Here is a 15167-nt window from a genome sequence, read left to right as displayed (position 1 = left end):
CTCGCACCGGGGTCGGGAGGAATTGTCAATACCTGTGGATCGGGGTGTTTCAGGCGACCTCCGTTCCGGCGTGTTCGTCGCCGTCTGAGGGCGGCGTCGGTGGGGTGATGTCGGTGGGGCGTTCGAGCAGTCTGCCCTTGTGGAACACTGCGCCGGCGCGGACCAGGGCGACCAGGTGCGGGGCGTTGACAGCTCGCCAGCACGCCTGGGCTGCGTCGATGAGCTTGTAGGCCATCGCCAGTCCGGCAGCCCGCGATCCCGGCCCCTTGGTGACCTTGGTCCTCAAACGCACTGTGGCGAAGGTGCTTTCGATCGGATTCGTGGTGCGCAGGTGGATCCAATGTTCGCCCACGACTCGGCCGACTCCCGGTAGCCGTCGGTGATCGCCACGAGCTCCTTGCGGCCGTCGGCACGCACGCCGAGCATGACCAGCAGGCACAGCTTCTCTTGGTCCAGACGGACCTTGAGGTGGATGCCGTCGACCCACAGGTAGACGTAGTCGGTGCCCGAGAGGTCACGGACGGCGAAGGTGCGGGCTTCGTCCTGCCACTGCGTGGTGAGCCGGGTGATCGTGGTGGCCGACAACCCGGCACCAGAGCCGAGGAACTGCTCCAATGCCGGCCCGAAGTCACTGGTCGACAACCCGTGCAGGTACAGCAGCGGGAGCACCTCGCTCATCTGCGGAGACTTGCGCGCCCAGGCCGGCAGGATCGCCGAGGCGAACCGCTTGCGCTCGCCCGTGTCGGGGTCGACCCGGCGGTCGTTGACCCGCGGCGCTTTCACCTCGACCGCGCCGGCGGCGGTGAGCACCTCACGGGCTTGGTGGTAGCCGTTGCGCACCACCAGTCGGCGGCCGTCCTCATCGAGTTGGTCGGCGAACGCGGCCACGTAGGCGGCGACCTCGGCCTGCAACGCCGCGGCCAACATCTGCCGCGCGCCGTCGCGAACGATCTCGTCGAGCAATGAGCGTCCGCCGGTTTCGTCGTTGGCCTCCTGGCCATCGTGAACTACGGTGAGCATGGGCGTACCTTCCCAACCAGCGCGCCAACGCCGGTCTTGATCCAATACCTGATTCCGTGATGATCATCCTCGGGAAGGTGCGCCTATTTTCACGCCCCCACGCCGAGGCTCATCCACAGGTATTGATCATTGCTCCGGGGTGCGATCGCACCAGTCAACGCCACGCGACAACTGTCGAGCTGACGCCGGCAAGCTCACACAGCTCCAGAGCGTCCTTCAACAGCAATATCGGGGTCGGGGCGGTCGCCGGCCAGCACACCATCGAGGTGGACGATGCACGCGGCAGCCAGTGACCCTGCTGCCTGGAGAAAGGACGACTTGCGTCTACAAGAATCATTCTCTGCTGAACAGAGTTTTCATCCACTAGAATGTTTCGAGAGCATGCGGTCGGGTGACGCAGGACCCTGAGTCGGAGGCCAGACCTTCCGCGTTGGTGTTCGACGGAGCGACAGATTCTGTCGGCGAACTGCGGTTACCGCAGCGAGAAAGTGAGTTGTTACCAATGGCGAATGGACCGAAGATGGCAGGATCGTACTTCAGCCGACGCGAGACCGTATGCACCGAACAGTTGAGCGCGGCCGAGCACCTCGCTTCGGAAATTTTCACACCGCACCGTCTCCGCTACTCCCGTCGCGGCCAGCGTTTGAATGCGCGGCTCAGCGCCGCACGAATCGGTGCTGTGACCGTTGGCTATCTTCGGTACGGTGCAGATGTCGAGCTCGTCAATTCGACTGCGCTCGATGATTACCACATCAACGTTCCCCTCACCAGCCACGCCGATTCGTGGTGCGGCCCAGCCACGGCCCAAGCGACGCCCACGCAGGCGGCGGTTTTCCTCCCAGGCCGTCCTGCCGGCATCAAGTGGGCCGCCGATTGTGGTCAGCTGTGCGTGAAGTTCAGCCGCACGGATCTGGAATACGAACTCGAGGGCTTGCTTGGACGACCTGCGGTTAGGCCGCTGAATATCGCGCATAGCATGGACCTGACGGCGGACAGCAGTCGTGCGTGGCTTGCGCTGCTATCGGTCTTGTATCGGGAGGTCTCTCGCCCTGAGAGCATCGTGCAACATCCGATGACCGGGCGACATTTCGAACAGTTGCTCATGCATGGGTTTCTACTCGCCCAACCTCACTATCAGGCCATGGCGCTCGCCGCCGACCAACACGCAGCGCCGCCGCCCAAAGTACTCAGGACAGCTCTCGACCTAATCGAGGAGCATCCCGAACGGAGTTGGACGACAACCGATCTTGCTCGCGAGGTTGGTATCAGTGTCCGCGCTCTTCAAGAGTGCTTCAAGCGGCACGTCGGGCTTCCTCCGCTCACGTATCTGCGCGAAGTCCGGCTGATCCGTGCGCATGCAGAACTGGCGGCGTCGTCTGAGAGTGCCGTGACTGTTGCCCGCGTAGCGATGAAGTGGGGCTTTGGTCATCTGGGCCGCTTCAGCGCGGAGTACCGGCGCAAGTTCGGCGTCACTCCCCAACACACCTTGCGCGCTACCTGAACATCGCCTTCGAACCGCGTCATTGCTAGGCCAGGAATCGGTCGACGGTCTTGATGATCTGGTAGGCGACCCGCAGCGTCGGTACATCCATGCCCAGTTCTTGAGCGGCGGCGAGATAAGGCGCCAGCATGAAGTCGACCTCGGTCTTACGTCGTCGCAGAACATCCTCGTACATCGAGGGGTGTCCCAGGTTTCCCTTCTCGCGCATTACTCTGCCTTGCCCGATGACAAACTCGATCGCGTCGGCCGTCGGAAGGGCATCGAGTTCCTTCAGGCGGGAGAGAGGCGCGAAGAAGTTCATCGGCTCGTAGCCCTTCGCCCGGTAGACCCCAAGAAGGTCCTTTGCCAGCGCGACGAAGTACATCGCTCCCTCGCGCACCTCCATGCCCTCGAAGACCGAGGCGTCAGGGATTGCGCCCAGCGCCGTGACCGACCACGCGGCCGCCAGCGCGATCTGGGCGAGCTTTTCCCACTCGACCTGCTCGATGTTGCCTACCGCCTTTGCAGGAAGGCCGGCGTTGGTGAAGGCAGCCGTCAAGTCGTCGACGCGCGCACTAGATGTCCCGTCAAGTTCGCCGAAGTAAGCGGTCACCTCAGCTGTAAGGTGATTTCTGACGAGCCCCGGTTCGAGCAAGGTGCCGCCCTCGATGGTGGAGGCTCCGATCACCCTGTCGGGCCCAAGCCACCCGGCGAGCGTCGCATCCTTTTCGACGGTGTTCTGCACCGACAACGCGCTGCTCACGCAATCACGCAACCCGTCGGCCTCCGCCAGGGCCTGCGCGGTATCTTTGCCCTTCACCGCCAACACCAGGTAATCGAAATGCCCCGTGGCTTTGGCTGTCTGGTCGACCGCGGTCAAGTTATCAGTAATCACCAGGTCGCCCCGACGGCCCGTGATTCGGAGACCGTAGCGCGTGATGGCCTCGGCGTGCGCGGGCCTGCCGACCAGGGTGACATCGACGCCAATGTTCGCCAAATATCCGCCCAAGACAGATCCGAGCCCACCAGCGCCCAGGATCAGGACGCGCATCAGATGGCCTCGGCGGCCGTCAGTTTCTCCTGCAGGACTTCCCGCTCCGGAGCAGACAGCCGGGCTTTGACGGGCGGTCGCACCGGGCCGGCACGCAGCCCCAACAGTTCGAACCACGCCTTCAGATAGGGCATGGCCGCGACGTAGGAACCCGTTGCCGCGATGCGGCCGATGAGCACCTCTTCGTACACCTGGCGAATTGCGTCCACCTTCGCCGACACAGGTAGCGCCCCCGCGAGTTCACCAGCAAACGCAAGGTCGGTGTATTGGTGCAGTTCCTGCCGCCGTTTCCCGTAGAGGATCAGGGAGAGCTCCCCGTAAAGCACCCGACCCCCGAAGAGCGCAGCATCATGAGCCCAATAGCGCTCATTCGGCTCGCTGATCACAAGATGGTCCCCGAAGCGGTGGCGTAAGGCGATGCTGTCGGTCCAACTCAAAGTGCCATTCTTGATCCCGACGACGTTGGCGTGCTCGGCGATCCGAGCGACGGCGTCGTGGCTATACACGAAACCGGATACCGGCGTCCGGTAGAGCACAAGCGCCAGCCCGGTGGCGGGCGCCACGAAGTCGAAGTAGTCGACCACGTCGTCGTCGGTCTTGAGCTGCACCGATGGGTTCATGATCTCGGCGCCGGTGAAGCCCAGGGACTCCACGAACCGCATTTTTTCGATCGCCTGGTAGGCCGAATGGTCGAGAATGATTGTGAACAAGGGCAGGCGGCCGGCGGTGGCACCGGCGACTACCTCGTGGTAACGCTGCCATTCGGCCAGCGTCATGTTCCATCCCTCGGCGAAAAACCCGCCGACAACGAGGCCGGTGCACCCCATCTCCACAAACGCGTCGATATTCTGCCGCAGACCCTCTTCGTCCAGCTCGAACTCGTCGGTAAGGGGCGTGACAGGACACATATAGAAGCCTCGAAGGTTCTCGGCGGCCCACGCCCTGGCGTCGGATCCCAGCGGTGTCGTGGTGGTCATGTTCTTTGCAATTCCTTCAGCGATAGTTTGGCTGTTGAGGGTTTGAGGGTGGGCGGAACCGCCTCCCTCGCTGAATATTCGAAGCTGCGGAGTGCGCCAGCTTCCTGCAAATCATTGGCGGGGAGACTCGTTGGCGTCTATCCAGTAAGCGCTGCGCGGACTCCGGTTCGCGCCTAACGTGTGGCACTTCGACCTAGGTTGCGGCCGCCGCCAAAGCTTGCCCGTTCGAGAGATTCTGTCCCACAGAGCGACGGCTACGACGGCGCCTGACGGGTCATAGCAGTCGCCCAATGCCGCGCGCGGCGACCTGCAGGGCGCCGAGAAGCCGCTGACGATCGCGCTTCAGCGTCGGTACCACCACGGCGATCGCGGCGACTACGGCGTCGTCGGTCTGGCGGATGACCGGCACCGCCAGCGAACATGCACCCAGCGACATCTCCTCGCTCGTGGTGGCCACTCCTTCACGATGGATGCGCTGCATCTGCGAAGACAGCACGGTCGGCGACACGATGGTGTACGGCGTGATGCGAGTCAAGGTGGCGAACACTCGGTCTTTAACGTCCTCCGGCGCGTGGGCCAGCAGCACCTTGCCAACGCCGGTGCAGTGCATCGGCAGCCTGCTGCCGACGGCGCTGACAATCGGGACAGATGTCCGGCCCATCATCCGTTCCAGGTACAGCACCTCGTCGCCATCGCGCACGGCCAGGTGCACGGTGGCAAGGGTCGCCGCGTATACGTCATACAAGAACGGTTCAGCCACCTGGCGCAATTGGCCTTCCACCGGCGCCAGCAATCCCGCGTTCCAGACCAGCCTGCCCACCACGTACTGACCGTCGGCGCGGCGCTGCAATGCCGAGCCGGCGACCAACTCGGCCGCAAGGCGGTGTGTGGTGGCAATCGGCAGTCCGGCCCGGCGGGCCAACTCGGACAGCGTCAGGCTGCAATGCTGCTCGTCGAAGGCGCCGAGAATGTTCAGCAAACGCGAGGTGACAGTGGTTCCCGGCGTCGAAGTGTTCCCTGCCAATTGTGGATGGCCTTTCCGCTCAGTGGAATTCTACCGTTCGCCAGTCTCAACGTCGTCGGTACCGTAGGCGCCGTGACAACGTTGATCGACAGCAATCCCGACGGCGCCGTAGCGAGCCAGCCGGAGATCAGCGCGGAGATCGGTGCGATCGAGTCCGCCTACCAGCGTGCAGGGGTCGAGGAGACGCAGCCGCGCCTGAGTTATCCGCCGTACCGGAGCAGCCTGCTACGGCATCCGACCAAAGATCTGCACCACGCCGACCCGGAAGGGGTCGAGCTATGGACGCCGTGCTTCTCCGAACGCGACGTTCACCCGCTTGAAGCCGACCTCACCGTCCAGCACTCGGGTGAACCCATCGGCGAACGACTGGTGGTGACCGGCCGGGTCGTCGACGGCGCAGGACGGCCTGTGCGCCGCCAGCTCGTCGAGATCTGGCAGGCCAACGCCGGCGGACGTTACATCCACAAGCGGGATCAGCACCCGTCCCCAATCGACCCCAACTTCACCGGCGCCGGCCGCTGTCTGACCGACGATGACGGCATCTACCGGTTCACCACGATCAAGCCGGGGCCGTATCCGTGGAAGAACCACCGCAACGCGTGGCGGCCCGCACACATCCACTTCTCGCTCTTCGGAACGGAATTCACGCAGCGAATGGTCACCCAGATGTACTTCCCGGGCGACCCGCTCCTCTGCCTTGATCCGATCTTCCAGGCGATCCCGGATCAGAAGGCGCGGGATCGCCTGGTTGCCAGCTACGACCATGACGTGACCACCCACGAGTGGGCCACCGGCTACCGATGGGACATCGTGTTGACCGGAGCGTCGCGCATTCCGAGCGAAAACCCCGACCACGGAAGCCAGCACTGATGAGCAGGTTGCTGACCGCTACCCCCGGACAGACCGTCGGACCCTTCTTCGGTTACGCGCTGCCGTTCGACAGGTGCAACGAGTTGGTTCCGCCGGGTACGCCGAACGCCGTTCAGTTGCACGGCGTCGTCGCCGACGCCGACGGCCGAGGAGTGCCCGACGCGCTGCTGGAGATCTGGCAGGCCGACGCCGACGGCAGCATCCCGAACGCCACCGGCTCCCTGCACCGAGACGGCTGGACCTTCACCGGGTGGGGCCGTGCCACTACCGATGAAGCGGGGCGGTACACCTTTACCACCGTCATCCCCGGCGTCAGCGAACCCGTTGCCGCGCCGTTCATTCTGATCACCGTGTTCGCCAGGGGACTGCTGAACCGGTTGTTCACCCGCGCCTACATTCCCGGCAAGCAACTGGAGAACGATCCGCTGCTGAACACGCTTACGCCCGAGCGTCGTGACACGCTCATCGCCACCCGCGACCAAACCGGTCTACGCTTCGACATCCAATTGCAGGATGCACAGGACAAGGCCGAGACGGTCTTCCTGCGTTACCCGGCCCACCAGCAATGACCGACCTGTTCTGGCCGGGCGACGATCTCGCGGGCGACCTGATGAGCGACGGCGCATTCCTGTCCGCGATGGTCGCGGTGGAACAAGCCTGGCTGGACGGACTCGTTGACGCGGGCATCGCGCCCCGGCAGGCGCGCGCGGACCTGACCATCCTGCTCGCCGACGGTGACGCCGCGACGATCGCCCGGCGCGCTGGCGCGGACGGCAATCCCGTCTCCGCCCTGGTGCTGATGTTGCGGGAACGCTCGGCGGAACCAACGGCCCGCTGGCTGCACCGCGGGCTGACCAGTCAGGACGTCGTCGACACCGCACTGATGCTCTGCACGCGTGACGTCTTGATCCGCATCGGCGACGAGTTCGCCATCCAGGTACGGGCGCTGACCGAACTGGCCGAAACTCACCGTGACACTTCGGCACTCGCCCGCACGCTGACCCAGGCCGCACTGCCGAGCACCCTCGGCGCCAAGTTCGCCCGCTGGCTGACCGGTGTACTCGACGCCGCCGAGCCCATAGCGGGGCTGATGGCGTCGTTGCCGGCGCAGGTCGGTGGCGCGGTGGGATCGCTCGCAGCCGCAACCGAATTGGCCGGATCCGTCGAGGGGGCCATCGCTCTCAGTGACGGCTTGGCCGCCACGCTGCGGTTGGCGCCCACCCCGCCCTGGCATACCACCCGGTGGCAGGTCACCCGGATCGGCGACGCGCTGGTGAGCTGCTGCGACGCCTGGGGCCACATCGCCGCGGACGTCACGACGGGCTGTAGGCCCGAGATCGGCGAGCTGGCTGAGGGGCGCGGTGGCGGCTCGTCGACGCTGCCGCACAAGAACAACCCGGTCCGCTCGGTGCTGATCCGCCGCGCCGCGCTCACCGCCGGACCCCTTGGCAGCATCCTGCACACCGCCGCAGGCGCGACCGTCGACGAACGCTCCGACGGCGCCTGGCACACAGAATGGGCCACCTTGCGGACACTCGCCCGCCACACCGTCGTCGCCGCCGCGCACACATCCGACCTCCTGTCCGGCCTCCGTGTCGACTCGGCGCGCGCCGCGGCCAATCTGGCCGCCGCCGAAGACCTGCTTTCCGAACAGCGCTCGATGACCGAGCTGACAGGTCGTGCAGCGCTACCCGGCTACACCGGCGCCGCGGATCGGCTGATCGACTCGACACTCGGCCGGGCTTGCCGCTTCGTCAAGGACGCGCCATGAGCAATCCGCCTCTCACCGCCATCCACCTCGGCGGACCCGACGACGGGCCGCTGCTTTTGCTCGGCCCGTCGCTGGGGACAACGACGGCCACCCTGTGGACAGGCGTGGCGCAACGACTGGTCGATCATGTGCGCGTAGTCGGATGGGACCTTCCCGGTCACGGCCGCGGCCGTCGGGCCCACCCGTTCACCATCGCCGACCTCGCGGCAGCGGTGCTGGTGATCGCGGACGACCTTAACGTGGAGACATTCCACTACGCCGGTGATTCGGTGGGTGGTTGCGTCGGTCTGCAGCTGCTGCTCGATGCTCCGCAACGGGTCAGCTCGGCGACCCTGCTGTGCACCGGCGCCGTCATCGGCACCCCGGACGGCTGGCTCGCACGTGCCGCTACCGTCCGCGCCGGCGGTGTCGACACGATGCTGACCGGCGCGGCCGAGCGCTGGTTCGCGCCGGGCTTTGTCGACCGCGAGCCGGGGACCGCCTCGGCGCTGCTGGATGCCCTGAGTCACACCGATGCGGAGTCCTATGCGCAGGTATGCGAAGCGTTAGCAGTGTTTGATGTAACCGATAGGTTGTCCGAGATCGTCACTCCGGTCCTGGCCGTTGCGGGTAGCGCTGACAGCCCCACGCCGCCGGAATCGTTGAGGCGCATCGCCTCCGACGTAAAAGACGGGGACCTCGTGGTGCTCGACGGCGTCGGACACCTGGCCCCCGCCGAAGCTCCGGACAGGGTGGCCGGCCTGATCGCAGAGATCGTCGGTGTTCCGCAGCCCCCGAGCAAGACCCTCGAAGACGTGCACCGTGCAGGAATGGCGGTACGGCGGGAGGTGCTGGGCCATGCGCACGTCGACCGGGCAGTGGCCGGTACCACCGACCTGACCGCCGACTTCCAGCACATGATTACGCAGTATGCCTGGGGCAGCATCTGGACCCGCCCGGGTCTCGACTTCCGCAGCCGCTCGATGATCACGCTGACGGCGCTGGTCGCCCGCGGTCACCACGAGGAACTGGCGATGCACCTGCGGGCGGCCCGCCGGAACGGTCTGAGCAACGACGAGATCAAAGAGTTGCTCTTGCAGACCGCGATCTACTGTGGGGTTCCCGACGCCAACTCCGCCTTCCGCATAGCCGCCGAGGTCCTGCCCGAGTTCGACGAGCACCCAGGTGCGCCATCATGAGTCGCACCGTTGTCTGCGACCGTGCCGAGGATGCCGTCGCTGGAATCGAAGACGGTGCAACGGTTCTCGTCGGGGGGTTCGGCATGGCGGGCATGCCCACCACGCTCATCGATGCGCTGATTCGACAGGGTGCCGCCGACCTCACCATCGTCAGCAACAACGCAGGCAACGGCGACACCGGCCTGGCCGCGCTGCTGGCGGCGGGTCGGGTCGCCAAGGTCATCTGCTCCTTCCCGCGACAGGCCGATTCGTACGTGTTCGACGCGCTCTACCGGGCGGGCAAGGTCGACCTCGAGGTGGTCCCTCAGGGCAACCTGGCCGAACGGATCAGGGCGGCGGGGGCCGGCATCGGCGCATTCTTCTGCCCGACGGGGGTTGGCACGCCACTGGTCGAGGGCAAGGAGATCCGCACCATCGACGGCCGCGACTACGTGCTGGAGTACCCGATCTTCGGAGATGTGGCGCTCATCGGGGCGCACGTAGCGGACCAGTTCGGAAACCTGTTGTACCGCAAGACCGCGCGAAACTTCGGCCCGGTGATGGCGACCGCGGCATTGCTTACTGTCGTCGAGGTCTCCCGCGTCGTCGACACCGGGCAGATCGACCCCGAGACGGTCGTCACGCCCGGCATCTACGTCGACCGCGTCCTCGACCTGTCCGCAATTCCCGAGACGACCACGGAGGCAGCCTCGTGACGAGAACAGTCGACGCATCGATCCGCGCCTGTGTCGAGCACCTCGACCGGGGCCCGCTCGACCGTCGGGAGATCGCCGCGATGATCGCCCACGACATCCCCGCGGGTTCGTACGTCAACCTCGGCATCGGGCAGCCCACCATGGTCGCTGACTTCCTGGACCCCGCCGCGGGGGTCGTGTTGCACACCGAGAACGGGATGCTCGGGATGGGTGGGGAGGCGATCGGCGACGCAATCGATCCCGATCTGACAAACGCCGGCAAGATCCCGGTCACCGAAACCCCTGGGGCATCCTACTTCCACCACGCCGACTCCTTCGCCATGATGCGCGGCGGTCATCTCGACGTCTGTGTCCTCGGCGCGTTTCAGGTCAGCGAGCGCGGGGATCTCGCCAACTGGCACACCGGGGCGCCTGACGCCATACCCGCCGTCGGCGGCGCGATGGATCTTGCTATCGGCGCGAAGAGCGTGTTGGTCATGATGACGCTGTTCGCGAAGGACGGAACCGCTAAATTGGTTCCTTCGTGCAGCTATCCACTGACCGGACTTGGATGCGTCAATCGAGTGTACACCGACTATGCCGTGTTTGACATCGACCACACCGGTGGCGGCCAGCTGCGGGTCTTGCACACGTTCGGGCTCAGCATTGCCGCGCTCGAGAAGCGGATGCGCATAGCACTCTCGTGTGAGGGACGCGTCGGTGATCGTCGTCAATGCTGACCTTGGCGGCGCTATCGGCATCGCAGGCGGCCTCGGTGATCACCGACGGGCAGATCTTTAGGGCATGCAGCGAATCCTCGTGTACGTCTCCAAGTTTCATGACGCAACGGCAAGTTCCAGGACCAAGGTCAGCATGATCGTCGTCGCAAATCCCCGCAAAATCGGTGCCCAGACTGGACCGCTGGTTTCCCACGCTCAGCCCGAAAGAGTGTGCCGGAACATCGCCAGGACCGAGGGAACGAAATTCAGCGGAGGGGAGCCGAGCCAACCCGATGAATTACCCGGCTACTTCGCCGCTTCGACGATTGTTGCCACCCTCGAACCGGCATCCGCCGTTGTTCAGGACATGCAGGACGACATATTCGGTTCGGTGCTCACGTTGAAGGAATTTGACGATGAGGTTCAGGCGATCAGCCTGGCTAATGCAACTCCGTATGGTCTTGCAGTCGCGGTGTGGACCCGTCTCAACGACGCCGCGATTGGCTTGAGCCGTGAGACTACAGCCGGCTTTACATGGTTCAACGGCTCCCGCAAGAACAGTCGCGAGATGTCCTGTAGCGGCGTCGATAATCCGGGCTGCACCATAGCCGGGGCAGCGAAGGAGACGAGGATTTTTGGTTCGTACGACCCGTATCCCGCACGGCAATCATGGCGCATTCATCGAAGTGCCGCGGTGAGCTCAATTCTCGCTGGGCCGCCGGCCGCTACCGGTTGGATCCCGTCCATTTTCGATCAGTGTGACGAGGCTGCAGGCGGCATCTTGGCAGACTACGGCATAGGGGAGGTTGCTCGTGTGTAACTCGACCCACGAAAAGCGGCCCCGCGGTGATCAACTCGACGCCCGGCGACCGAACCCGGGCGCAACGAAGACGGTCAGAGAGGCATCAGGTCGCCGCCTCCGACACTTTTTGACGCTCACGGTAGGTATCGTTGCGGTGCTTGGCGTGCAAGCACTACTGATAACGCCCGCCGCACATGGTGACAACAAGCGCCTCAATGACGGCGTAGTAGCGAACGTATACACCATTCAACGCCAAGCGGGCTGCGTGAGCGACATCAAGACTAGTCCGAGTCTCCAGCTCGCCGCGCAGTGGCACGCACGCGATGCGCTGACCAACCGCAACGTCAACGGCGATGTCGGATCGGATGGTTCTACGCCACAGCAGCGGGCGGAGGCCGCGGGATTCAGCGGCGCGGTGTCAGAAACCGTGGCCATCAATCCCGCGCTCGCGTTCAGCGGTATCGAGTTGATTAACCAGTGGTATCACGATCCGGTCGATCTCGCAGTCATGTCCGACTGCTCGAACACCCGGATCGGGGTCTGGTCAGAGAATTCCGTCGACCGCACCGTTGTCGTGGCGGTGTACGGCAAGCCCCAATGAGTCAAAGCGGAGGAATGGTGACGGGTGCGTTCCCTGCATTGACCCCTACACGCCTCTGTGGTCATCGCAACGAATCTATCGGCCCGGCGAGATAATCAATGATGACCAAACTCAGAGTCCCGTTGGACCCTTGTCCACCAAGGGCCATCGTTCATGGCAGGTCGAGAACTCTGCTGACTAAGCGAAGGAATACCCGAAGGAGGCCGTTGAATGACTCTATCCCGTGACGAGTTAGACGAATTCGCCAAGAGCATGGCGCGAGCAGGAGGTCGCGACAGCCAGCACGTGGGGGAGAAGCACCTCGTCGTTAGCTCCGCCGAGGCGCACTGGATCCAAACTGCAAGCCCATCGCAAATTGGGTTGCTCCTGCGAATACCCGCCAGCTCTATTGAAATTTTTCTGCAGAAGATCCCCGCGGGGGAGGCTAGCGACCTTCATCGACACGTACATGAGTCGATCCACTTCGTGCAACATGGCTCGGGCTGGTCGGAAATCGGCGATCAACGCGTGCGGTGGAGCGCCGGCAGCTTCGTGTATACGCCGCCGTGGATCTGGCATCGCCACTATGCCGACGACGGGCGCGACGTGGAGATGATCGTCATCGAAAACTCTCGCCTCCTAGCGGCGGTGGACGCCAGCCAGAGGGAGAGCATGGGCAACGCCAGCTTCGCCGACGCGTTCGGCGCGAACACGGAATAGGCTCTTCGCTCATGAAGCGCGTGTTCGTGGCAGTTGCGGCGGCTACCGCCGTCCTCGGCGTCATCGCCCCGCCGGCCGGCGCCGACACCGTGGCCTATCTCGTCAACGTTCATGTCCGGCCGGGCTACAACTTCCCGAACGCCGAGGCCGCGATCGGCTACGGCAGGACGATCTGCGACCGGGTCGCCGCGAAGATGAACTATGCGCAACTCGTCGATCAGGTGAAGGCCGACTTCCGGACCTCGGACTACTACCAGGGCGCCTACCTCATCAACCAAGCGGTCAACGAGCTGTGCCCGGCGCAGATCTGGCAGCTGCGGCAGTCGGCCGCCGGATACACCTACTCAGCCAGCATCACTGGGTAGGGTTCTAATTCCTCTGCCACATGGCTGCGCCGCAGATAGGCGGAGCCATGCTTGTTCTTCGCGCGATTGACGAGCATCGTCCGCCGTAACCAACACTGCTTGTCGGAACAAGGACCGAGAGACGCGGACTGTAAGTCCGTTCGCGGACGAAGGTTCGCTGGCCGGCGATGGCTGTTGATGCCATCAACACGCTTGGCTAAATGCGCACGGCACGCCGCGTCGTTTCGCGTTGTCTCAAGTCGTCGCAGCCATTGTTTTCGCAGGTCAGCCTTGATTGCACACCGGTTTCAATTCCCGGCAGCTCCACCGGGAAGGGGTGCGCTGAGCAGCGCATTTCAGTTCGCGGATGACCGAACATCAACAGCCACATCAACATTGACGTTGTTCGTGTAAAGGTTCAAGACATTCTTGACGTTGTTGGTTCTAGACATCCTTGACGGGTTCAGGACTTGTTTGACGGGTCTGGTTTGATCTTGATCTTGTGACTGATGAACTACCGGGTAATCCCGGCGACTGGGTGACCGAGCACCGATACCGCGCCGTTCTGCAGGTCCTCGATGGCGTACCCAAAGCTCAGGTGGCCCGCGAGTTTGGAACCTCGCGCCAGTCGGTGCACTCCTGGGTCGCCCGGTACCAGGTTGGCGGACTGGCCGGTCTGGCAGACGGTTCACGCCGGCCCCACACCTCACCGAATGCGCTCACACCCGAGGTGGTCGCGATGATCTGCGAATTTCGCAGGACCTATCCCCGGTGGGGCGCACAACGGATCGCCCACGAGATCGGGCTCCGAGATGTCGAGGCCTTGTCAATGGACAGCTGAAACTGCCCGTGGGCGGACATGAGAAGTGCCCGTTGGTGGCCAATAAGAACGGCCCAGTGGCGGACACGAATCTGCCCATGAGGGTGTGTCCGCCACCGGTGGTTGAGGCCGTTGTTAGGTCAGGGGTTTGACTCCTTTCCCGTGCAGGGCTTGGGCCAGGCGCACGGAGTCGCCGCTGGTTTGGCACAGGTGCGCGTGGTGCAGGAGTCGATCCACGGTGGCGGTCGCCAACGTCTTGGGCATCAGCTCGTCGAATCCGCTCGGGTGAAGGTTTGACGAGATCGCCACCGAGCGGCGTTCGTAGGCGGCTTCGACGATGCGGTAGAGCCCTTCGGCGGCATCCGCGCCGACCGGCAACAGTCCAACGTCATCGATCACCACGAGCTCAGCGCGCACGATCTTGGCGACGGCTTTGCCCAGGGAATCGTCAGCGCGATGTGCCCGGACGAGCACTCCGATCTGTTCGAGGGTGAACCACGCCACCGGCATCCCGGCTTCAATGACTTTCTGCCCCAAGGCTTCGAGGAAGAACGTTTTGCCGGTGCCGGCGGGCCCGCAGACCACCAGGTTCTCCCGGCGCCCAACCCATTCCAAGGTCTGTAACGCTTGTTGGGTGGGTAGCGGGATCGACGACGTGCCCGGGTCCCACACGTCGAAGGTTTTCCCGGTGGGGAAGCCGGCGGCTTTGCGTCGGGATGCCAGCATGGAGCGGGCCCGTCCGGCCGATTCTTCGACCAGTAGCGCTTTGAGGACTTCGGTGGGGTCCCAGCGTTGCGCGCGGGCGGTGGCCAGCACGTCGGCGGCGATGGCCCGGGCGTGCGGTAACCGCAGGGCACGCATCAGGGTTTCCACATCGGCGGGCAGCGCGGTGGTGGTGGTCATGCGATGTCTGCTTCGGGTGTGTCGTTGATGTTGGTGCCCAACAGGTCCCAACCCTTGGTGCCCTGAGCCAGGGACGTGGCTTCGCTGGCGCCGCGTCGGGTGGGATCCAAGCCCTTGCTGGCCAGGATGGAATCAAGATCGCCGGTCGCGAAGCGGCCATGGGTCGCGGCATGGCCGAGCGCCCAGTCGACATCAGCGGGCCCGGCCAACGCGGACAGTTGGGTCTGCTGCACG

Annotated in this window: 17 protein-coding genes and 2 pseudogenes; 13 read left to right on the top strand and 6 right to left on the bottom strand. The window is 64.4% G+C overall.

The window, feature by feature from the left end:
• Positions 1-49: 49 nt before the first annotated feature.
• A pseudogene (locus tag EXE63_RS06625) lies at positions 50-1020 on the bottom strand (transposase).
• Between the two features lie 56 nt (positions 1021-1076).
• On the opposite strand from EXE63_RS06625, the gene EXE63_RS06620 reads away from it, so the two are divergent.
• Positions 1077-1313 carry a hypothetical protein gene (locus EXE63_RS06620; protein ID WP_141562749.1) on the top strand — a complete coding sequence of 79 codons (237 nt, stop codon included), beginning with the start codon at positions 1077-1079 and terminating at the stop codon, positions 1311-1313.
• Positions 1314-1453: 140 nt separating this feature from the next.
• Positions 1454-2521, top strand: coding sequence for an AraC family transcriptional regulator (locus EXE63_RS06615; RefSeq protein ID WP_234904392.1), 1068 nt, complete (start codon positions 1454-1456; stop codon positions 2519-2521).
• Between the two features lie 25 nt (positions 2522-2546).
• Here EXE63_RS06615 and EXE63_RS06610 read toward each other — a convergent pair whose 3' ends face one another.
• From EXE63_RS06610 to EXE63_RS06600, 3 genes are all read right to left on the bottom strand, one after another.
• Entirely contained in the window at positions 2547-3551 is a 1005-nt protein-coding gene (locus tag EXE63_RS06610; protein WP_011559097.1) for a ketopantoate reductase family protein, read from the bottom strand.
• Positions 3551-4528, bottom strand: a complete 978-nt coding sequence (locus tag EXE63_RS06605) for a dihydrodipicolinate synthase family protein (RefSeq protein ID WP_011559098.1) — start codon at positions 4526-4528, stop codon at positions 3551-3553. The genes EXE63_RS06610 and EXE63_RS06605 overlap by 1 nt, the downstream gene beginning before the upstream one ends.
• 274 nt (positions 4529-4802) lie before the next feature.
• Positions 4803-5552 (bottom strand): IclR family transcriptional regulator, encoded by a 750-nt coding sequence (locus EXE63_RS06600; protein WP_168141311.1) that lies wholly within the window; start codon positions 5550-5552, stop codon positions 4803-4805.
• A gap of 72 nt (positions 5553-5624) precedes the next feature.
• On the opposite strand from EXE63_RS06600, the gene pcaH reads away from it, so the two are divergent.
• The 11 genes and pseudogenes from pcaH to EXE63_RS06545 all read left to right on the top strand — a co-directional run.
• Positions 5625-6422: a protocatechuate 3,4-dioxygenase subunit beta gene (pcaH, locus tag EXE63_RS06595; RefSeq protein WP_168145439.1), complete on the top strand. Its 798-nt coding sequence runs from the start codon at positions 5625-5627 to the stop codon at positions 6420-6422.
• Positions 6422-6991: a protocatechuate 3,4-dioxygenase subunit alpha gene (pcaG, locus tag EXE63_RS06590; RefSeq protein ID WP_168141310.1), complete on the top strand. Its 570-nt coding sequence runs from the start codon at positions 6422-6424 to the stop codon at positions 6989-6991. The genes pcaH and pcaG overlap by 1 nt, the downstream gene beginning before the upstream one ends.
• Positions 6988-8193 (top strand): lyase family protein, encoded by a 1206-nt coding sequence (locus EXE63_RS06585; protein WP_168141309.1) that lies wholly within the window; start codon positions 6988-6990, stop codon positions 8191-8193. The genes pcaG and EXE63_RS06585 overlap by 4 nt, the downstream gene beginning before the upstream one ends.
• Positions 8190-9371: a bifunctional 3-oxoadipate enol-lactonase/4-carboxymuconolactone decarboxylase PcaDC gene (pcaDC, locus tag EXE63_RS06580; RefSeq protein ID WP_168141308.1), complete on the top strand. Its 1182-nt coding sequence runs from the start codon at positions 8190-8192 to the stop codon at positions 9369-9371. Before EXE63_RS06585 ends, pcaDC begins: the two co-directional genes overlap by 4 nt.
• Positions 9368-10066: a 3-oxoacid CoA-transferase subunit A gene (locus EXE63_RS06575; RefSeq protein WP_168141307.1), complete on the top strand. Its 699-nt coding sequence runs from the start codon at positions 9368-9370 to the stop codon at positions 10064-10066. Before pcaDC ends, EXE63_RS06575 begins: the two co-directional genes overlap by 4 nt.
• Complete coding sequence (locus EXE63_RS06570) at positions 10063-10785, top strand: 3-oxoacid CoA-transferase subunit B (protein ID WP_168141306.1); 723 nt, start codon at positions 10063-10065, stop codon at positions 10783-10785. Before EXE63_RS06575 ends, EXE63_RS06570 begins: the two co-directional genes overlap by 4 nt.
• Positions 10786-10849: 64 nt before the next feature.
• Entirely contained in the window at positions 10850-11584 is a 735-nt protein-coding gene (locus tag EXE63_RS06565; RefSeq protein WP_168141305.1) for an aldehyde dehydrogenase family protein, read from the top strand.
• Positions 11577-12167, top strand: a complete 591-nt coding sequence (locus EXE63_RS33420; protein WP_168141304.1) for a CAP domain-containing protein — start codon at positions 11577-11579, stop codon at positions 12165-12167. The genes EXE63_RS06565 and EXE63_RS33420 overlap by 8 nt, the downstream gene beginning before the upstream one ends.
• 210 nt (positions 12168-12377) lie before the next feature.
• Positions 12378-12866 (top strand): cupin domain-containing protein, encoded by a 489-nt coding sequence (locus tag EXE63_RS06555; protein ID WP_168141303.1) that lies wholly within the window; start codon positions 12378-12380, stop codon positions 12864-12866.
• A gap of 11 nt (positions 12867-12877) precedes the next feature.
• A complete protein-coding gene (locus EXE63_RS06550) occupies positions 12878-13231 on the top strand; it encodes a DUF732 domain-containing protein (protein WP_011891521.1) in 354 nt (117 codons plus the stop codon).
• Positions 13232-13712: 481 nt separating this feature from the next.
• A pseudogene (locus EXE63_RS06545) lies at positions 13713-14033 on the top strand (helix-turn-helix domain-containing protein); the annotation flags it as partial.
• A 132-nt stretch (positions 14034-14165) separates the two neighbouring features.
• Here the strand turns inward: EXE63_RS06545 and EXE63_RS06540 are convergent.
• Positions 14166-14933: an ATP-binding protein gene (locus tag EXE63_RS06540; RefSeq protein ID WP_168141302.1), complete on the bottom strand. Its 768-nt coding sequence runs from the start codon at positions 14931-14933 to the stop codon at positions 14166-14168.
• Complete coding sequence (locus tag EXE63_RS06535; protein ID WP_234904390.1) at positions 14930-15166, bottom strand: hypothetical protein; 237 nt, start codon at positions 15164-15166, stop codon at positions 14930-14932. Before EXE63_RS06535 ends, EXE63_RS06540 begins: the two co-directional genes overlap by 4 nt.
• Position 15167 lies beyond the last annotated feature (1 nt).

This window comes from Mycolicibacterium frederiksbergense, from assembly GCF_012223425.1.
GTDB classification, from domain to species: Bacteria; Actinomycetota; Actinomycetes; order Mycobacteriales; family Mycobacteriaceae; genus Mycobacterium; species Mycobacterium frederiksbergense.
This window is presented reverse-complemented; position numbering and strand designations above follow the sequence as displayed.